General features: G+C 42.3%; 16 protein-coding genes. 4 read left to right on the top strand and 12 right to left on the bottom strand.

The features are described 5' to 3' along the window. Complete coding sequence (locus tag SNR28_RS17785) at positions 1-804, bottom strand: OmpA family protein (protein WP_375754000.1); 804 nt, start codon at positions 802-804, stop codon at positions 1-3. Between the two features lie 25 nt (positions 805-829). Beyond that, positions 830-1147 carry an STAS domain-containing protein gene (locus SNR28_RS17780; RefSeq protein ID WP_375753999.1) on the bottom strand — a complete coding sequence of 106 codons (318 nt, stop codon included), beginning with the start codon at positions 1145-1147 and terminating at the stop codon, positions 830-832. Positions 1148-1468: 321 nt separating this feature from the next. Here SNR28_RS17780 and SNR28_RS17775 point away from each other — a divergent pair, with 321 nt between their 5' ends. Then, positions 1469-2017, top strand: coding sequence for a heme NO-binding domain-containing protein (locus SNR28_RS17775; protein ID WP_375753998.1), 549 nt, complete (start codon positions 1469-1471; stop codon positions 2015-2017). Then, a complete protein-coding gene (locus SNR28_RS17770; RefSeq protein ID WP_375753997.1) occupies positions 2014-3723 on the top strand; it encodes a response regulator in 1710 nt (569 codons plus the stop codon). The genes SNR28_RS17775 and SNR28_RS17770 overlap by 4 nt, the downstream gene beginning before the upstream one ends. A 205-nt stretch (positions 3724-3928) precedes the next feature. Here the strand turns inward: SNR28_RS17770 and SNR28_RS17765 are convergent, their stop codons facing one another. After that, positions 3929-4237 (bottom strand): DUF3634 family protein, encoded by a 309-nt coding sequence (locus tag SNR28_RS17765; protein WP_375753996.1) that lies wholly within the window; start codon positions 4235-4237, stop codon positions 3929-3931. Between the two features lie 12 nt (positions 4238-4249). Then, a complete protein-coding gene (matP, locus tag SNR28_RS17760; protein WP_375753995.1) occupies positions 4250-4699 on the bottom strand; it encodes a macrodomain Ter protein MatP in 450 nt (149 codons plus the stop codon). A 149-nt stretch (positions 4700-4848) separates the two neighbouring features. Here matP and SNR28_RS17755 point away from each other — a divergent pair, with 149 nt between their 5' ends. After that, on the top strand, positions 4849-6507 hold the full coding sequence (locus SNR28_RS17755) for an AAA family ATPase (RefSeq protein WP_375753994.1): 1659 nt from the start codon (positions 4849-4851) through the stop codon (positions 6505-6507). A gap of 64 nt (positions 6508-6571) precedes the next feature. Continuing rightward, positions 6572-7090 (top strand): bifunctional 3-hydroxydecanoyl-ACP dehydratase/trans-2-decenoyl-ACP isomerase, encoded by a 519-nt coding sequence (gene fabA / locus SNR28_RS17750; RefSeq protein WP_375753993.1) that lies wholly within the window; start codon positions 6572-6574, stop codon positions 7088-7090. A gap of 132 nt (positions 7091-7222) precedes the next feature. On the opposite strand, the gene rmf is transcribed toward fabA, so the two are convergent. The 8 genes from rmf to SNR28_RS17710 form a co-directional block, all read right to left on the bottom strand. Continuing rightward, entirely contained in the window at positions 7223-7396 is a 174-nt protein-coding gene (gene rmf / locus SNR28_RS17745) for a ribosome modulation factor (RefSeq protein WP_375753992.1), read from the bottom strand. Positions 7397-7602: 206 nt separating this feature from the next. Continuing rightward, positions 7603-9579, bottom strand: coding sequence for a DUF3466 family protein (locus SNR28_RS17740; RefSeq protein ID WP_375753991.1), 1977 nt, complete (start codon positions 9577-9579; stop codon positions 7603-7605). A 5-nt stretch (positions 9580-9584) separates the two neighbouring features. Next, positions 9585-11501, bottom strand: coding sequence for an ABC transporter ATP-binding protein (locus tag SNR28_RS17735; RefSeq protein WP_375753990.1), 1917 nt, complete (start codon positions 11499-11501; stop codon positions 9585-9587). Further along, the gene (locus SNR28_RS17730) at positions 11479-11727 is read right to left on the bottom strand and encodes a glutaredoxin family protein (protein ID WP_375753989.1); all 249 of its coding nucleotides are present in this window, start codon (positions 11725-11727) and stop codon (positions 11479-11481) included. The genes SNR28_RS17735 and SNR28_RS17730 overlap by 23 nt, the downstream gene beginning before the upstream one ends. After that, positions 11720-13843 (bottom strand): bifunctional 23S rRNA (guanine(2069)-N(7))-methyltransferase RlmK/23S rRNA (guanine(2445)-N(2))-methyltransferase RlmL, encoded by a 2124-nt coding sequence (gene rlmKL / locus SNR28_RS17725; protein ID WP_375753988.1) that lies wholly within the window; start codon positions 13841-13843, stop codon positions 11720-11722. Before rlmKL ends, SNR28_RS17730 begins: the two co-directional genes overlap by 8 nt. A 517-nt stretch (positions 13844-14360) precedes the next feature. Next, complete coding sequence (locus SNR28_RS17720) at positions 14361-14903, bottom strand: cell division protein ZapC (protein WP_375753987.1); 543 nt, start codon at positions 14901-14903, stop codon at positions 14361-14363. 166 nt (positions 14904-15069) lie between these two features. Continuing rightward, positions 15070-16080 carry a quinone-dependent dihydroorotate dehydrogenase gene (pyrD, locus tag SNR28_RS17715; protein WP_375753986.1) on the bottom strand — a complete coding sequence of 337 codons (1011 nt, stop codon included), beginning with the start codon at positions 16078-16080 and terminating at the stop codon, positions 15070-15072. 256 nt (positions 16081-16336) lie between these two features. Then, positions 16337-21178, bottom strand: coding sequence for an NAD-glutamate dehydrogenase (locus tag SNR28_RS17710; RefSeq protein ID WP_375753985.1), 4842 nt, complete (start codon positions 21176-21178; stop codon positions 16337-16339). Between the last annotated feature and the right edge of the window lie 9 nt (positions 21179-21187).

Genomic DNA, 21187 nt, shown 5'->3' with positions numbered 1-21187 from the left:
TTATTCTCCCTTCATGTCGGTGTGCGAATGAACTTCGACGCTCACTCTTCGATTTGTGAGTCGCACACCAGCGCTCTCTCCCTCAAATAGAGGGTTAGCGGAACCGACTGAATTAACACTGATCCTGTTTGCAGCAAGGCCAAATATTCTAAGGTAGCGTTCCACCTGTTCTGCGCGTTCATTTGCGAGTTTGTCGTTGTATGCTTTATTGCCTGTTGCATCAGCATGGCCTGTAAGTGTCAGGCTTAACTGGGAATTTTCTCTTAGCAACAACGCTGCTTCGGCTAGCCTACCCATGTATTTGGGATTGATTTCGCTTGAATCAAAGGCGAACTGATTATCAGCATTTAGTAAGTTGTAGATGGTTTCTATGTTTGTGTTCAGAGCAACCATATCGATACTATTACGTGGAAGTACGCATTCGGCTTGAGATGTGACATACGTGAGGTCTTGTTCAAGTTCAGTCAACCTTTTACGCTGAACAATAAGGTCATTGGCTGCATCCCTATAGAGTCCGGCCGCGAGCTCTCTGGCAATTCGATCTTGTCTCATTCGGCTTTGTAGTACGGTTGCAGGGAAACACATTTCTGCGCCCTCTTGAACCAGCATCTCCAGATGAAGTTTAGCCAACTGCCAGTCAAATCTAAGACCATGCTCGGGACCTAGAGGTTGATCGGGCATGACAGGAGTAAAGCCTGAGGAAAAATGGTTTTCAGCCATCCCTCCTTGGCCATGCTCAGGATAGCTGGTGCATCCTGTTATTCCTGCCAGAAGTAAAACTGGAACTAAAATTGTCAATTTCATGCCTAATCCCTCTGCCTGGTAGTTGTTAGTGCTTTGAGTTAATTGGAATGGCATTTCCAATTCTCAGCAGACTAAAAATCTCAAGAGGTTGACCAGAAGCATTTTTGATTCTCAGGTGACGCTCTTTTTCTACCAGGCGTTTGTAAAAGTAAACAATGGCTCCGACACCTGACGAATCTAAAAATGACACGTGTTTCATGTCTACTTCTATCTCGGGGTGGTTGTCTTCAAACAGTACTTCATCAATGTGTGGTAGTGCCTTTTTGCTACCGCTGGCATCAAGGTCACCTGTAAGTAACAGTGTTAGAACGTTTTGGCTTGTCTCTATTTTTCGCAGTTCCATGATAAATCTCCTTTTTGATTGTGACTTTCTAAATAAGAGTCGAACTAGATAGAGCACTATGTGTGCCAAGAAAATAATCTTTAAAAAACATATGTATAGGGTGATATTGATTTGGTGCTATCGAGGGGTGTCTTGTTTTTCTCAAAATGAGAGTCGAAATGAAATGCTTAGAAAACTACGTTGGAAAAGAGAACCAGAAAACATAGTCAGATTGCCAAAACGTGCGCAGTTTGGGTGTGTAAATGACTCTTTAATTTGAAAAAAAGTACGCTATTGTTCATTCTTAACTGAATGATATTGCCACACAAAAGGAACAGCCGAATGAAAGGAATCATTTTTACAGAGTTTATGCAGTTGGTGGAGCAGAAGTTTGGTTTAGAAGTTCTGGACAGCATACTTGATGACGCTGAAGATGACGGAGTTTACACTACCGTTGGCTCTTATGATCACAGAAGTCTGGTAAAACTTATTGTTTCCTTAAGCGAAAAAACAGGCGTATCAGCAACAAAACTACAGGAAGTTTTCGGAGAGACAGTTTTCGATAACCTTTATCAAACCATTCCCAATCAGGCAGGCTTAAAAGAGTGTCAGACAGCTTTTCAATTTATCCGACATGTTGAAGATTATATCCACGTAGAAGTAAAGAAGCTCTATCCAGAATCCAACCCACCACGATTTGATTTTATCAGTGAAAGCGAAACAGAGATGGTTTTCGACTACCAGAGTGCACGGTGTATGAGCCATGTTTGCTTAGGATTGGTAAACGGGTGCGCTAAACATTTCAATGAACAACTTACTGTGAAAATGCAAAATGTTGATCCACAGGGTAGGGAAGTGCGCTTCTTTCTAAATAGGGATACGAAAGAATGACAGAGCTTAACCACCTTGAACGCAAGCTGAAACGAGAGTCAGCGGCCAGAAAAGAAGCTGAAAAGTTGCTCGAGAACAAGAGTCTGGAACTCTATCAGCTTAATCAGCAACTACAACTAGCGATGGAGCAGCTTGAAAAACGATCGGAGCAACATATCCGAAAACTTGAGTTTGAAGAGCATATCGATAAGGTGTTGATCAGTTTTGGCCGTTCTTTTCTCGAAAAGAAACTCAGTGAAGTTCAGTTACACACCTTAGTGAGGAAAATCGCTTACAACCCTGTAGTGTTGGATGTTTTACTGCATATCAATGTCGAAGTGTTTGATAGCTTATCAACGAGTGGATACGGAAATCTAAAGCTCAAAGGGTGTGAAAACCAGTACTGCAAATTTAGCTGTTGGGATGGTGAACGTCTTTTTTTACCTATCATGTATGAGGGGAAACAAGCCGCTGGTTTTGTCTTTCAGGTCGATACCAGTGAAGTGGACCAGGAAACTATTCTTAACAAGCTCACTATGATAGGGGAGTTAATAAGAGTAGCGTTAATCCGTAGCCTGATGTGGCAGCGTGAAATTGAGTTAAGGGTTAGAGCAGAGGAATCAGAAAGGGCAACCAAAGAGTTCGTGGCCATGATTAATCATGAGTTAAGAACTCCACTTAATGGCGTACTGGGTAGCGTAGACTTAATCCAGAGAACCTCGCTATCTGATGAACAGCAGAACTATTTCAGCAACCTTGTACACGGTGGTGAGCTGCTTCGGGTTATCATTAATGATCTTCTCGATTTCAGCAAGATGAATGCAGGAATGATGGAAATTATTCCGAAGCATTTTCGATGGACCAATCTTGAAGAGTCTATTAGAGGAATATTTGCGCCTAAAGCGTCTGATACAGGTGTTCAATTTGAAGTGATTACAGAAAATATTCCGGATGTCTTGTATGGAGATCTGGATAGAGTTAAGCAGATATTAGTCAATCTCATTGGAAACGCTTTTAAATTTACTGAAAGTGGACAGGTCACTCTGAAAGCCCGCTGGTCTGAAGATCGTTTAGCTTTTGACGTTATTGATACCGGAATCGGTATCCCGGAGTCAGCGAAAAGCTCGTTGTTCGATCCGTTTGTTCAGGTGGACAGGTCAAGTAAGCGCACTCACGAAGGGTCTGGGTTAGGTTTGGCCATTTGCAAAAATCTGACAAGTTTGATGAATGGGAAAATTGAGTGTGAAAGTGAACTGGGTATAGGGACCGTATTCAAAGTGCATCTGAACATTCCTCAAGGAGTTGAGGCTTTGTGTGCCGATGGTGCTATGGAATCTGATACCTCTGATATTGAATGGAGCAAACTAAAGATATTGGTAGTAGATGATGCCAGTTTGAATCAGGTTATCGTTAAAGAAATGCTGGGTAAAATAGGTGTAGCACCGGATACTTGTTGGAATGGTATTGAGGCAATCCATGCAGTTAATTCTTCAGATTATGATCTAGTGTTTATGGACTGTCGCATGCCAGAGATGGATGGTTTCCAAGCCACGCGTGAGCTACGTGAACAAGGACATGAGATACCAATTGTCGCCTTAACTGCCGCAACAACACTTGAAGAAAGAGAGAAATGTATTGAGTCAGGTATGAGCGACATATTGGTTAAACCATACACGGCAGATGAGTTAAAACAGACAATCGTTGATTGGGTAAAAGATAGTGCTTAACGATTTAGCGAGCAATAAAGCCAGAAAAGATTCTGGCTTTACGTGGGGACTAGGGAGAGGAGCTATGCTTGTGTGTTTCCATATACTTCATTTAACATAATATACCTAATACGCAGTTGTACTGTAAAAGCTATTTAGTAATGTCCGGCTTGAACATCTAATAAAAAAGCTGCCGTCGGCAGCTTTTCTCTATATTTATTTATGTTTAAGCTTTTTTCTTGCCGAAGCTTTTAAACCCTTGATGTGGGAAAACATTTCTTATTCTTTGCTGGACTTTATTCGGTACTTCTTTTGAAAACTTAAGTTTGGCGCCGCCACGCGTCATATACACTTTTACGATGCCATCAAATGGTGTTCTGTGTCCGATTTCTTTGCAGTTGTGTCCAAAAGCTGGCGGTAGATTTCCTTTATGACTGACCAACTCGCCATTTTTAAACGACATCCTTAGTACAGGTCTATCAACAGCTACCAACCAAATTACAACAATGGCGCCAACTAAAATTACATACATCATAAAAACTTACCCCTAGCTTGATAATAATTTACTGAGATCTTCTTTTAAGCTGCTTACGGTTTGGTTTGCTTTTTCACTCTTCGACGCTTCGCTAAGAAGATATTCAATAGCATCAGACAAAGTGCAATCGAGTTCGGATGCTCTGATGGAAAGTTTTTCCCACACACGATAATCCAAATCGATAGACTTTTTCTTGGTGTGAACTTGTTCTGCATTGAAATGACGCTTACGTTTAGCTCGAATAGCTTGCTTCAGCTTTTTGTCGAGCTCTTCGGCCATATGATTCTCGATCCATTCAAGCACTTGAGTTGGCTCATGTTCTATTTGTCTCAGTAACTCCACGGCCTGTGAATCTTCACTAGAATCAATGTGCTTGGTGATCGTTTCACCATCACGCCATTTCTTCATGAGATATTGCCATTTCCAGCCACATTCAAGGTTTTCAAGTTGTTGATATTTCATCACGAATAGTCCTTTTGCACACCTAGTGACAGCGTAACCCAAAGCTAACACAATGAACAGCTAAATTATCGGTGATATGTCTCAATTTTATTATGTAGAGCTACGCTTTTTATATATAATCGCACTCTTTATCTGAACTCTTGCTACTTATGAATCAAGAAGATTGGCGCGCAGTCGTACCACAGTTTGTTGAATATACTGACTCTATCAACCAGTATGATGAGCTATCTCCCCTATCCTTTATTGAGCTTCAACCTCGGCTCCGTTCGGCGCTAATACGCTTTGAGCAGTTACATAACTGGACAAAAGTCTTGTTGGTGAACTCACCGGATAACGCGATCTATCGTAATGCTGTGATAGATGCGCTTCACAGCGGAGAGATTATTTCGGCGGATGTACCGGTTGTTAAGGCTGAGACGCTCGAAATGACATCCATCCTGGGGCAATACAAAGTTCGCGATGGTGAAGTGGTTTCGTCTACTCCAGGTTTACTAAACAAAGCTGATGGCGGATATCTGGTCGTCTCTGCCAATCTTATTATGGCTAACCCTTCTTCCTGGATGGTATTAAAGTCTGCACTATTAGGAGAAGCTGTTTCTCCTGTTAATGTAGACCCTAAACATATTGCACTAGAACCACCTGCACATCAGGTTGACGTGAAGCTAATTGTTATAGGAGATCGCGAGCAGATGAGTGAGTTGGATTATTTCGACTCAGACATTCACTCTGGTTTCTGTATATTTAGCGAAGTCGAACTCGATATTAAGCTTGATTCTAAGAGTTTTATTCAATACCTAGGCTATTTAAAATGGTTGTGTAAAACATTTGAGCTACCACAATTAACTCAGGATGGAATTGTTCGCCTGATGGTTGCTGGTGCAAGAGAGACAGAAGATCAGAACTACATGCCTCTATCTCTTCAATGGAACAACTCTTTGCTAAGCGAAGCTGCTATTGAATCTCAACATAAGCCGATTACCAGTGCGAATATCGATACTGCGATTGACAATAAATACTATCGGGAATCTTATCTACCATTAAGAGCACTCGATGATATTTTTGATGGTCAGGTCATTATAGAAACCGAAGGTGAGCAAGTCGGCCAGGTAAATGGACTAACTGTTATCGATGTTCCTGGTCACCCGGTCTCTTATGGTGAGCCTGCGCGTATATCCTGTGTTATTCACTTTGGCGATGGTGATATCTCTGACGTAGAACGCAAAGCCGAGCTAGGTGGTAACTTGCATGCGAAAGGAATGATGATCATGCAAGCTTTTGTTAGTAGTGCTCTCGATTTGGATGAACCATTACCTTATTCAGCTTCGATTGTATTTGAACAATCTTACAGTGAAGTCGATGGTGATAGCGCGTCGCTTGCAGAGCTTTGTTCACTGGTCAGCGCACTTTCAGAGAGTCCAATAAATCAACAAATTGCAGTTACTGGAGCGGTAGATCAGTTCGGACGAGTGCAAGCGGTTGGTGGATTAAACGAGAAGATTGAAGGCTTTTACCATGTGTGCGAACACCAGGGGTTTACTGGTAATCAGGGAGTAATCATTCCCAAATCAAACTTAAAACATCTATCTCTTCATAAAGAAGTTGTTGAAAGTATTAGAAATAATGAGTTTCATGTCTGGTCTGTTGAAACTGTAGACGAAGCCGTAGAGATAATTATGGGTAAAGTCCTACGTGGTGACAGTGAAGACACTATTTTAAACAAGATTTCAGATAGAATTGAGAACTTTGCTCACGGTGAGGTTAACGAAAGCTTTATACAGCGGATTAGAAACAGATTTTCTGTTAACTGATCGGAGTTGTTTAGCTTACACCTGTTCACTAAGATGCACCTACTAAGAATTGGAGTAACATATAATGCAAAACAGACGCAGTTCCTATAATCGTGAAGACCTAATTGCCTCAAGCCGTGGCGAACTATTTGGCCCTGGTTACCCGCAGCTTCCAGCACCAAACATGTTAATGATGGATCGCATAAACCTAATGAGCGAAACAGAGGGTGCGTTCGGTAAAGGATATATCGAAGCAGAGCTGGATATTACTCCTGATCTTTGGTTCTTTGATTGCCACTTTCCAGGTGACCCTGTAATGCCTGGCTGTTTAGGTTTGGATGCGATGTGGCAGCTTGTTGGTTTCTTCCTTGGCTGGATTGGCGGTGAAGGTAAAGGCCGAGCTCTAGGTGTCGGTGAAGTTAAGTTCACAGGACAAATCCTACCAACAGCGAAAAAAGTAACATACCAAATTGACATGAAGCGTGTTGTAAATCGTAAGCTAGTAATGGGCTTAGCTGATGGTCGCGTTCTTGTGGATGGTAAAGAGATTTATGCAGCGAAAGATTTGAAAGTTGGTCTTTTCCAAGACACTTCTTCTTTCTAAGCTAGTTTTAAAGCGAAGCAGCCCATTGTGGTTGCTTTATTTTTTGACAATATATTTAGTTATAGTGCATTAGGTATTAAATATTTGACCCCTTAACGGGGTCATTCCTCTTGAGTAGATTGTTGTATGGGGTTATTTATAGAGACCAGTGGCTTTATCATCTCTGGCATCACGCCATCCACCTAGCCAAAACGACCTCGCGTCAGATTGCTGATATGGACAATCATCCATAGATCTTCCATTCAAACCAGCTTTGTAACCCTGAGATTGAGCTCGCTCTAGGCGATCACGCTTCTGTCTCTTCATAGTGCAGTTCCTCATACATGTATGTTTCCTAACGTACTACTACGATACCGATACAATTCCTTTTGATTTGAGGTTATATCGATATGACTTACATATGGAGTTTTAGCAACTCCATGAATAAGAATGAGCGATCTGAGATTTGATCTCAAGTACAAAAAAAAGACAGGCCCACATTATGTGAGCCTGTTCCCTAATATGATGAAAATTTATTTTCTTCTTCTAAATCCTAATAAGCTAAGAAGAGCGATAGATAACCAACCTACTCCACCACCACTGCGACTCACTTTTGTGTCTTCTTCGGTAGCACGAGCTGAAATATCTGTAGATTTTGCACCAGCTATCGGTACTAACTTAACAGCAACAATTGTTTCTGTTTCTTTACCATTACCACAATATGAGAAATGCGCAGTTGAATCATAACCTGAAGCACATCTCAGAGCAGTAGCTGAAATAACACCCGCATCGTTAATATCAGAGGCACTAATAATACGATACTTATTGTTGCTGGAGCTGTATGAGCCACCGTTTGTCAGGTCATCTAACCACCAAGCACGGTTGCTAAAGATTTCACGACGGCTACTATCTGTACCCGCAGAGTTGTTATATGGATAAATGTAGCCACGACGTTTACGTATCTTGCCGTTCACTTCGCGGTGGGTTTCTGCGTCAACGGCACCAACAATTTCGTTAAAGTTGTTAATTGCGTTTACTTCACCGCCGGCACCAGAGAAGAAAATAGATTCGGTACCATTAAAGTATGTAGCCGTTGGCGTAGAAGCATTCGCATCAGCGACAAACATTTTGCTTGCGGCAGCACCGTTTTCCGGAGTATCTCCACGAAGCTTTGATTCACCAACTACAATTAGATTTTTGTTGATAGCTTTTGCTAAAGAGTTACTGTAGGTGAAATCACTACCAATCTTAACCGTTGCATTGGCAATAAACGTCGATGTCCATGCGTTGTCTGCTACGGAGAAAGAAGATGGTGTTGTAGGCCTGAATACTGCAGCCTGCATCATCATGTTGTTACCATCGCGTTCGGTATTAAATCCAACAAGTACAGGTGTTGTATTGTAAGTACTACCTGTTCGATCAGCGATAACCGCAGCTCTTACACTTGCTTGGGAAGCCGCCTCATCATAATTGGCATACTGAGTTCCACTCATACCCCAAGGAGAGACTGGGTGTTTGGTTACACCTGAGTCTGTGGTGTCCCAGATATACGCTTTCGTTGCAAATCCAAAATTTTGGCAATTGGCACTAAGTGCAGGATCGCCCGTATTACTGCCCGCAGCAGCGGTTGTAATACAAGTTCCCACATCACGGCTACCATAGTCCTTGTTCGAATCGTTGTAATCAAAGGTCGCAACGGATGCACTACCTACAATGTAAGTTTTACCACCATGTTCGAATGAGTCATACGCAAATGTCCGTCCCATTTGGTTTACTGTTCTTTCTTCAGCCCCTTTACTACCAGAGTTAATGCTGAATGCAGATTCATAGGCCGGCTCTAATACAACTGCAGAAGATGCGCTCGTTGCATAAAAGCCACGTTGGCGATAAATTTGAGAATAGTTACTTTCGTAGTATCCGCTACTTGTGTTACCTATTACGCCAGTAGTGCCATACATGCTGTTTACGACAGTATCTATTGTATTGCTATGAACACTCCCCAAAGAGCCAGGAGCTGCACTTCCTGCAGAGGGTGTAAAAGTATAGTTCGTACTATCAAAGAAAGAGCTATGATTCGACTTATAAGACGATTGATAGAAGGCTTCACGTTCGTTCTGAAGGCCTCCAGTATCCAAACTGGAGTTACCCAACCAGTTTCGTTCAGCCCAAGCTTCACACGTTGAGTACTTCAACTGGCTGTTACAGTATGATTCAAGATCATCGAGATCCTGATAATTGAAATGGTTATCTACACGGTAAGGCACTTCATTCTTAAAAGAAAAGCCTTCACCCACCAGAGTATCCCCTGCCAAAGAATACGCGGTACCCGTACCACAGTTTGTACTGAAACAGTTAGTACTGCCACTTTCAGCTTCAATCGCTGAAGCATGATATTCAACAGTAGAGGAAGACGGACTGATCTCTACTACCTGATAAAGGGCCGCATTTGCATTTGTGGCAGCAAGAACAAATGTTGCTACTGTGGATAATTTAAATGTTTTACTACTCATTTACTCTAAAATTCCTGTTGCATCGCTTCTAGCTCTTCCCAGCGTTCGAATGCGATTTCAAGCTCCTGCTCTAAACTGGATAACTTGTCTAAAATTGGTTGCGTTTCTTCGACCGGCTTTGTGAAAAATTCCGGCATGTTCACTGTCTCTTGCAGAGTTTCGATTTCACCTTCCAACACTTCGAGTTTAGACGGCAGGCCTTCTAATTCGCGCTGTAGCTTATACGATAACTTGTTCGGTTTATTGCGAGCTTGGTTAGTTTTGGGACTTTCCTCAACCACTTTCGCCTTTTTAGCCGATTTTTCATCCTGACGCGAAATCTGTACCTGTGCACGTTGTTGCTGTGCATCGTGATAACCGCCAACAAATTCTTCTATTTTACCCTGTCCTTCAAAAATCCAACTTGTCGTCACAGTATTGTCGACAAACTGTCTATCGTGGCTCACAAGTAAAAGTGTGCCCTCATAATTGGCAAGCAAATCTTCCAAAAGTTCCAATGTTTCTATATCTAAATCATTGGTTGGTTCATCGAGCACCAACAAGTTGCTCGGTTTTAGGAAGATTCTGGCTAATAGAAGTCTGTTTTTCTCACCACCAGACAATGCTTTCACCGGGGTTCTGGCGCGCTTTGGCGGAAACAAGAAATCTTGCAAATAACCCAATACATGGCGTTGTCTGCCACCGACCATCACTTCTTGCTTTCCATCAGCAAGGTTATCCATAACGGTCTTTTCTGGGTCTAACTTCTCTCTGTACTGGTCAAAGTAAGCGATTTCTAGTTTAGTACCACAACGTAACTTACCGCTGTCAGGTGTTAACTCATCGAGAAGTAGTTTCAATACGGTACTTTTTCCGCATCCGTTTGGTCCGATTAGCGCAATTTTGTCACCACGCATGATATTAAAGCTAAAGTTCTCAACTAGTTTCTTATCATCTATTGAGTAATTGACGTCTTGAGCTTCGAAAACCATCTTGCCACTGCGTATCGCTGTATCTAGGTTGATGTTAGCTTTGCCCTGAACCTCTACTCGCTCTTTACGTTCTACCCTTAACTTTTTAAGCGCCCTTACGCGCCCTTCATTACGTGTTCTACGTGCTTTAATGCCCTGGCGGATCCACACTTCTTCCTGAGCGAGTTTTCGATCAAACTCGGCATTTTGCATTTCCTCGACCCGAAGTGCTTCTTCTTTATCAACCAAATACTGTTGATAGTTTCCGGGAAATGATGACAGTTGCCCGCGGTCAAGATCCACGATACGAGTCGCCATAGATTGAATAAAAGCTCGGTCGTGAGATATAAAGATAATCGAGCCCCTGAAGTCTTTTAAGAAAGTCTCAAGCCACTCAATGGTAGTAACATCAAGGTGGTTAGTTGGTTCGTCAAGCAACAGTACATCAGGATCGCACACCAACGCCTTTGCAAGTGCTGCTTTCCTCTGCCAGCCACCAGAAAGGTCTGTAAGTTGTGTGTGTCCATCAAGCTTTAACGCTGCAAGAACATTCTTTATTCTGTCCTCAAAGCGCCATGCACCTGAGTGTTCCAGTTGTTCCTGAATCTTCGCTAGCTTATTAATGTTCGCATCAGTGGGTTCTGTCGCGATAAGATCCAATTGATCGTTATAGATCTTAAGTTGTTTACCTACTTCTTCCAATCCTTCTGAAACATAATCAAACACCGTCCCTTCCTGATTTCTTGGTGGGTCTTGCTCTAATCTGGAAACAACCACATCCTGTGTAATCTGAAATTTGCCATCATCAAGCTGAATATCGCCTGATAATACTTTTAGAAGTGTCGACTTCCCTGCTCCGTTTCGACCAACAAGACACACTCTTTCGTTTTCCTGAAGGGCAAAATCGGAATGGTCCAATAGTGGGTGATCACCAAACGCAAGTTGGCCATTATTTATGGTAAGTAATGCCATTTATCTCTAACCAGTTTTCTAATTCTTGTTGTTCAAAAGGCCAGTTCAGTTCACTTGGCCCATAACTCACGACAGGTATCGTGACCCCGTAACGACTAAATAACTCATCGTCAAAAGCAATGTCGACGACCTCAACCTTTGCGTTGAGTTTCGCGAGCATTTCTAATGCCATTTCACATAAATGGCACCCATCAGTGCTATAGAGCACCAGGTTTGGATCAGGCATGTCGAATTACCCAACAATTGTGAATCTGCTTATTTCTTGCAAAATCAAGAGGTAACGTCTGAGAAGATATGTTCTTCGCTACCAATCCAAGCTCGTTTAAAGCGTCTAAATCCATCTTAAAATGGCGTTTGTTGTTCGAGAACACGATAGTGCCCTGCTCTTTAAGTATTCTCTTAAGGTCTTTCATCAACTGAATATGATCTCGTTGTACGTCGAACGACTGCTCCATCCTCTTTGAGTTAGAGAATGTAGGCGGGTCGATAAATATTAGATCATAAGAGCCTTGAGCGTTCTGTAGCCACTGCAAACAATCTGCCTGAACAAATTGGTGCTGTCTGCCTACTTGTCCATTGAGCTGTAAGTTCTCTTTCGCCCAATCAAGGTAAGTTTTCGACATATCAACAGTCGTTGTCGATTTAGCTCCCCCACAAGCGGCATGAACCGTTGCAGAACCGGTATACGCAAAAAGGTTTAGGAAATCTTTACCTTGCGCCATTTCCCCCAGTTTCTTTCTGGTGATCTTGTGATCGAGGAAAAGCCCTGTATCAAGATAATCATGAAGATTAACCAGTAACTCTACGCCATATTCCTGTACACGAATTGAGTTACTCCCTTCGCTTAGCTTTTCGTATTGAGATTTACCTTTTTTCTTTTCACGAGTCTTAAGCACAACATTATTAGCTGGTGTGCCTGTTACCTGAATGGTTGCACGTATGATATCTGTTAATCGACGTTTCGCTTTCTCTTCAGGAATATTCTTCGGCGCAGCATACTCTTGAATAACAATATTATCTCCGTACACATCGATCGCTACATTGTACTCGGGAAGGTCTGCATCATAGATTCGGTAACACTCCAGGTTCTCTTTCTTCGCCCATTTGGCGATTTTACCTATATTCTTTTTAAGTCTATTAGAGAAGTCCGGAGCAACGATTACAGAGCTTTGTTTGCTTCCTGAATCGGCTGCTTCTTTACGTTCTGATATCGAGTAGTTCTTTTGGTGACACTGTAGCGCTCCATTGTGAAGCTTGAATTGCTTGTCCGCTCGCATTCGCAGACAACTTAGCAAATCATCTGAACTCGAGAAGATAGACGCATTCCAACCGCCAAATTCAGCTTTAAGCTGAGCGCCAAAGGATGTGTAAAGCGCGATTAAGCCTGGTTCGGTTCCTAGTCGCTCACCGTATGGAGGGTTACAAACAATCACACCGCCCTCGACGCCTTCTGGCTTACGCACTTCTGAAGCATCACCAAAGCTAAACTCTATTAGCTCGGAAACACCGGCTCGTTTTGCGTTTTCGCGAGCGACATTAAGAACTTTCTTATTGTTATCAAATCCAAAAAATCTAGCGTCAGTTTTCTTGACACCTCGTCGAGCCTGAACACTTGCTTCTGATTTCAGTTCTGCCCATACCTCAGGTTCAAAATCACTCAGCGATTCAAAACACCAACTTTCTCTGTTTACACCTGGTGCCATGTTTGCCGCGATGAGTGCAGCTTCAATTAGCAAAGTACCAGAACCACACATAGGGTCTAACATCGGACTATTAAAATTCCAGCCAGAACGCATTACGATAGCGGCTGCCAATGTTTCTCTAAGTGGCGCTCTACCTGACTCTGTACGATAACCGCGTTGGTGAAGGCCAGTACCAACCATGTCAATACCAAGTAGAGCCTTTTCTTTATTTAGACGTACATGGATTCGAATATCTGGCTGTTCTTTACTGATTGACGGACGCGGTAAGTTCTTCTTATTAAAGCTATCCACAATTGCGTCTTTAACTTTAAGCGCCCCATACTGACTATTGCGAATTTCTCGGTTAGTACCATTAAAATCAACAACAAATTTTTTGGACGCTTCGAAATGAGATGGCCAGTTGACTGCCATGGAAGACAGGTAGAGATCCATATCGTCCTGACAGTTAAATTCTGCAAGTACTTTCACAAATCTGGAAGCAATTCTGCTCCACAAACAAGCTTTATACACCTCTCGATTACTGGCTTTAAATTTGACCCCAGCCTGCACTGGTTTTGGGTCGGTTATACCTAATGATTTGAGTTCCTCAACCAGGAGGTTTTCAAGTCCGTTCGAGGTTATTGCTAAGTATTGATTCATATTCGTCTGCAGAAGCCAAAAAAATGGGTTTGATTATACCTGAGAAACCACTCAATTGAGTGGCTAAAGTTAAATTTCCTCTTCTATATGCATCAACCGCTCAAAGAATCAACTATTTAGAGCTGTAAGCTTTGCCATAAACATATTTTACTAAAAATAATATGTAAGTATTTACTCCTATACCTTTAAGAACCTATTTTGGAATCATCCTTGCTAGTGAATACTTATGCGTTAGATTTCTGGTATATACCACCACACCTTATCACTGTAATTTAATTACAAAATAGGATAAAAAAGGGAATTTTTGTCTATTTACTGGTCACAACAACGAGAGTTGAGGGGGAAATATTTGGAAAAAAAAACTCAATTACCGAACCGAGCTCACAGCAGGTATTAGAGGTTTTACCCTAATTGAATGAGAAATGGGAAATCTAAGCAAAAAAAAATCGACCATATTGGTCGATTAACATACTTCAAAGGAACGAATCTATACAAACAAGGAGGAGGAACTCTACTTTCAGCTAACCATTGCTACAGGGAGCTCTTGAAAGAGGTGATTTGCACATTCCATGCGGTCGTGCATTACCTTAATGGGTTCACCGAAACGTAGCGACTTTACACCATCTAGTGAGAACTCAGACAGCTCTACATAAACGCATAGACTTGCGTTCTCACACACCTCTACCACCATGAAGTAACCACTGCTTAATCTATTTTGTAGGTGAATGAGATCGCCTTCCTGCGGACAATGACCACTCCCCTGAGTCTCAAAGAACCAACTCTTGGGTTGAACAGGTTTATGGAATCGCTTAGCAGCAACACAGTTCAAAACGAGTTCAGCCTGGCGCGGCTCGCTCAGATCGAGCTTAGACGCTTGTTCGCGGAAGGATTGAAATGCAGATGCGTCTTCTACAGAGAAGTCTGTCGCAATAAAGGCACAATCTACGAGTAATTTTTGAGGAAGGTTGACACGAAATAGCATGTCATTTCCAAGGTCCAGCATCAGAGCGCATTTACACTCATCAAAGTACCAATTCCATGTATCTCTGGGTTTAAGCATCGTCCGTCTCTTAATTATTTTATTTTGATCAATAAGTTAGGTATAACGCCTAATTACCTTAGCCAACGTTAAAAATAATTCTACAAGCGGAACAGCAAAAAAAAAGAGGAAAAGAATCTCTTCCCTTCCTCTGAAATCTATAAAAATGCAACTTCAATTTTTAAAATTACAAATTTTTAACAATATCTCTTACTAAGCCTGGACCTTTGTAAATGAAACCCGAATACACCTGTACGAGTTTTGCACCAGCCATCATTTTTTCTTTGGCTGCCACATAAGAATCGACACCACCAACACCGATGATAGGTAGCTTATCACCCAGTTCTTCATGAACACGTCTGATCACTTCTGTACTTCGATGTTGCAACGGACGTCCACTCAATCCGCCAGCCTCTTCAGCGTGTTTCATTCCCTTCACAATACTTCGATCCAAAGTTGTGTTGGTTGCGATAACACCATCAATATTGAAGCGAACAAGTGAATCACAAATTTGAACAATTTCTTCGTCACTTAAATCCGGAGCAATTTTTAATGCCAGAGGCACGTACTTGTCATATTTCTTCTGCAACTCGGCTTGCTTCACTTTAAGATCAGATAAAAGCGAATCTAACGCTTCTCCATATTGAAGTGTTCTTAGCCCAGGTGTGTTTGGCGATGAAATGTTAACAGCGATATATCCCGCATGATCATAGGTTTTGTCCATGCAAATGAGATAATCTTCACTGCCATTTTCTATCGGAGTGTCTTTGTTTTTGCCAATATTTATACCGATAATGCCATCGTAATTAGAACGCTTAACATTCTCTACCAGTACATCAACACCTTTATTGTTAAATCCCATTCTGTTCACGAGGGCTTCAGCCTCTGTGATACGAAACAGACGTGGCTTGTCGTTGCCTGGCTGAGGACGCGGTGTCACCGTACCTACTTCAACAAAGCCAAAACCCATAGCACCGAATGCATCTATACATTCAGCATTTTTGTCCAAACCGGCCGCTAAACCTACCGGGTTTTTAAATGTAAGTCCCATGCACTCCACTTCTCTTACAGGAAGAGTCTGTCTGTAGAAAAGATCTGCTGGTGTACCTTGAAAACGTTTGAAGTTATCGATTGCTAAATCATGTGCCTTTTCAGCATCGAGTTGGAAAAAGCCAGTTCTGGCAAGACGGTAGAGCATTTATGCCTCCGAAAGAAAAGCCCCGAGTAAACGGGTGAGTATTATTACTGAATTCTGGAATAATTCAATTCAAATACTTAAATATTTATTTAATTTATTATTTTCCATATATTTATGAATGTATGAAGCGATAATCATTCACGAAATTACAATGTTACAGCGTAATGCTGTCTTGCATGTCGTTAACCTCACCGACATAAAAAAGAGGACACAGTCATCTGCATCCCCTTCTTTCAACAGCAGTCGTCAGACCTATTTAGATTTTTGTTGAAGAACAATTAAGATTTAACAACATCAACTCACGTAGAGCGACTGAAAACTTAGCAAACTCATGGACCGAACCAACCTTAAACTCGTTAAGAATATTTTCCCAACGGTGAAGAGATACAGAGTTCACTTCCATCCAATCTTCTAACGCCTGCACCGGTTCGAAGTCATCGACTGAGCAACCACAATTTAGAACCTGTGCTGTTAGCTGGCGTTGCTGCCAATCAAGATCTTCTCTAAATGCGGCTCTGGCCAGTGCCTGCCAGTGGTTTTCGGTCGCTTGAGAGTTGATCTGCTTAAGGAACCAGTGAAGTGATAATCTGTCTCCCAAAGTAAAGTATAGCTTCGCAGCACTTTCAACAGACTTCCCACTCTCTTTTGCGATAGATGAAATATCAAGAGCTGAGTTCATGCTAGACAGACGAGCGACATGATTTGCCAGATCATCAGAAACACCCATTTCGATCCAACTCCTTGCTAACTCATTATGCTCTTCGACTTCAGATGCCACTAACGACTCATCCAAATGATCTTTAACAACCTGAACGTCTGTTCTGAATCGTTCAATGAGATCATTAACAGAGGTTTGCGTAGGACAATTTCTGATCATCCAGCGAGTTAACCTTCGTAGAGTTCTGCGAGCGGTGAACAAGAGATCATATTGCGCATTTGCTGAAGCAACATTGTCGAGTTCCCGGATGTCTTTGAATAACGCGGAATAGTTGTACACTTCACGCACTGCAGCATAGGCATTCGCTATGGTAGCAACCTGTGCGCCTGTTTCTTCTTCAAGACGAGTTACAAAATTGCACCCCATCTCATTGACCATTTGATTAGCAAGCGCAGTTGCAATTATCTCAGCTTTAAGTGGATGATTTTCAAAAGAATCTCTATAGTTACGTCGTAACTCTGTTGGGAAATAATTCACCAACAATTGCTTGTGATAATCGTCACTTGCGATTTCATCAACGACTAGCTGCTCTTTTAGTAACATTTTTCCGTATGCCACTAAGACTGAAATCTCAGGTCTTGTAAAAGCAAGCCCCTGCTTTTCCCTTTCAAGGAGAGTTTCGTCGTCAGGAATGTACTCCAACGCTCTATCCAGATAACCCGTTTTCTCTAACGTATGAATAAAGCGAATCTGCTCTTTAACTAAAGAAACACCCTGTTGTTCGCTGACAGAGATGGACTCTGCCTGGCAATACGCATCGTCCAGTACAATTTCACCGACTTCATCTTCCATTTTATCCAGAATTTCATTACGCTGCTTAACGGTCAAATCGCCGTTGCCAACCAATGTATTCAACAGAATCTTGATGTTAACCTCGTTGTCGGAGCAATCTACCCCACCAACATTATCAATAAAGTCGGTATTAACCCGGCCTCCTGTTAACGCATACTCAATTCTACCTAGTTGAGTCATACCCAGGTTACCACCTTCACCAACAACCTTCGCTTTCAGATCCTTGCCATCAATCCTCAATACATCGTTTGCACGGTCACCAACCTGCGAGTTAGATTCAGATTCAGATTTAACGTAGGTACCGATCCCGCCATTCCACAAAAGATCCACTTCCATTTGCAAAATCATCTTAATAAGATCATTGGGTGCAACACTGGATCGTCGAGTGTTTAACATCTTCTGTATTTCCGGTGTCAGTTTGATCGATTTAGATCGACGCGAAAAGACACCGCCACCTTTCGAGATCAACTTAGCGTTATAGTCTTCCCAGCTGGATCTTGGTAGTTCAAACAAACGCTGACGCTCTTTCCACCCTTTAGCCGAATCTGGATTTGGGTCGATAAAGATATGCAGATGGTTGAACGCAGCTTGCAATCGAATATGTTTCGATAGGAGCATACCATTACCAAACACATCCCCAGCCATATCACCTATACCCACACAGGTAAAGTCCGTTTCCTGACAGTTAATCCCCATTTCCCGGAAGTGTCTCTTAACAGACTCCCAACCGCCTTTAGCTGTAATACCCATAGCTTTGTGGTCGTAACCGTTCGAACCGCCGGAGGCAAAGGCATCACCTAACCAGAAGTTATACTCCTCAGATACAGAGTTGGCTAAATCAGAGAATGTCGCCGTTCCCTTGTCTGCTGCGACAACCAGATATGGATCATCCTCATCGTGACGAACCACGTTGACAGGATGCACCACACTGCCCTCGATAATATTGTCTGATACATCAAGCAGTGCACGAATAAATCGTTTATAACAACGCTTACCTTCAGCAAATATCTCATCCCTGCTAGACAAAGAAGGTTGTTTCTTACAAACGAAGCCGCCTTTCGCGCCAACCGGCACGATAACCGTATTCTTAACCTGTTGCGCTTTTACCAGACCGAGTATTTCAGTGCGGAAATCTTCTTGTCTGTCAGACCAACGCAGTCCTCCACGCGCAACCTTACCGCCTCGTAGGTGAACACCTTCAATGTCCGGAGCATAAACAAAGATCTCAAATGCAGGGACAGGTGCTGGTATCTCTGGTATTTCTGACGGCCTAAGCTTCAATGCAAGCCAAGGCTTAGGTTGCTTGTTAGCATCAAGTTGAAAATAGTTGGTTCTCAACGTCGCATTGATCATTTCCATGTAACGACGGATGATCCTGTCATCATCAAGGCTTTCAACATGATCCAACTGCTCCATTAAAGAGTTAATAAGATCATTCTGACCTTTCTTTCCACCTTTATGTTTTGGATCAAAACGACGTGCAAATAGATCAACTAACCCTTTTGCTAAGTGAGGATGATCACTCAGTGTTTCTTCTATGTAACTCTGACTAAACGGAAATCCTACCTGACGCATATAGCGAGCATAAGCACGGAGAACGGTAATCTCACGACCACTTAATCCTGCACCAAGTACCAGACGGTTAAAACCATCACTTTCTAAATCGCCTGACCAAATTGCAGCGAAGGCTTGCTGGAAACGATCTCGCGCTTCTCTTAGATCAATCGCAGCCTCACTTCTATGGAGCATCGAGAAATCGAGAATCCAATAAACAACGCCATTCGACTTTCTCACCTCATAAGGCGATTCACCCACTACCCTCAAACCCAAATTTTCAAGCATCGGCATAACATCCGATAGGTGTATGGGTTCATCTCTGTGGTAGAGCTTTAGGTGCACAACTTTCGAATCGGAACTCTCTTCTTGTGGTCGATAGAAAAGCATCCCTAGTTTGTTGTCGTCGCTTAGTACTTCTAGTCTCTCAATGTCCGCTACCGCAGAACCCGGCATGACATCCCCTTTATAGGATCCAGGGAATGCTCGCATGTACTCTTTCGACAATGCTAAGCCTTTGCTTTCACCGAAGTTTGCGACAATCGCACTAGCAAGACGATCATCCCAGGTAGAAGATGCTTCCATTAAGTTCTGCTCTATTGTTTTAACATCGTAATTGATGTTGTTGTTGTCTACACGAACGATGTAATGAGTTCGTGCTAGCGGACTTTCAGAAAAGTAAGTCGTAAACTCGACGTCCTGCGCAGATTTAAAATGCTGCTTGAGTATCTTCTGAGTTTGTCTTCGCAGTTGAGTGTTGTAGCGCTCTTTAGTTACGTAAACCATACAACTGAAGAATCGACCAAATGGGTCTTTGCGAACAAATAACCGGACAAGATCTCGGTCTTGCATTTGAACAACGCCGGTCCCTACTTCAAGTAGTTCCTCTTCCGAAGCCTGGAGCAACTCGTCTCTAGGATAGTTCTCCAGAATGTTGTTCAATGCTTTATAAGAGTATGAGCCAAGTCTATATCCACTCGATTCTAATATGCGTTCTACCTTCTGCCCTATAAGTGGAATGTTGAATACACTCTGGTTATAAACGGCTGAAGTATATAGGCCTGTGAATCGGTGCTCTCCGATCACGTTTCCTTCTTTATCGAATCGTTTAACACCAACATAATCGGTATATGCAGGACGGTGAATTCGGGAAGCATTCTGGCCTTTAGTCAAAATTAATAGATAGGGTTTTGTTGCTTCACGCCTGGCAGACTCAGCGAAGTCAGAAAACTTAACCGTTCGAACGCGTCGCTCTACAGCAAACAGCCCTAAACCTTTTTCTTTAGTAGGTTGTAGTTGAAGCTCATCATCCACTTTGGTTACGTCGAAAGACTTGTAACCCATAAAGGTAAAGTTGTGATCACCTAACCATCTAAGAAATTGCAACGTTTCTTCGAGTCGCTCTTTTTCTACTGGTATCGTATCGAGTTGCTGTTCAACTTCTAGGATGACGTCATTGAGCTTGTTAGACATGGTCTTCCAGTCAGATACGACTCTATGTGTATCCTCCAGAACACTAATGATCTCTTTTTTAAGTGCGGAACGATCTTCACTCGTACCTAGACGATCCACTTCCACATGAAATAACGATCGATACTCACCTTTGCCAGCATTGATCCCATTGATTTCGTTGTCCACGATCTCAATTTGCGTAGGTCCATGGATCATGAAATGACAGGTTAACCCTTTTCTGGCTAATGCCATTTTGATTGAATCTACAAGAAATGGGGAATCAGGTACCACGATTTCAATGATAGTGTGAGTTGATTGCCAGCCATGGCGACTTACCGATGGATTAAATACCTGAACGGAAAATCCGTCACTCTTTGTTTCTGAAATATGATGCCAAAGGCTAATGATCGCACCATAAAGGTCAGAATCATTTCTGTGCAAAAGGTCATCTTGTGAAATATGGTTGAAAAGGTGTTTGGCAAGCTTAGTTACCAGTGGTTGTTGAGCAGGTTCAAGTTTGTCTTGAATTAACTGATATACCTTCTCTAGCAGGACCGGAACTACGGTTTCACGAACTGTCATGCTTCTACT

The sequence above is a fragment of the Vibrio iocasae genome (assembly GCF_042245395.1).
Lineage (GTDB): Bacteria > Pseudomonadota > Gammaproteobacteria > Enterobacterales > Vibrionaceae > Vibrio > Vibrio iocasae.
The sequence above is the reverse complement of the archived record's forward strand: the minus strand, read 5'-3'. Positions and strand labels throughout refer to the sequence as shown.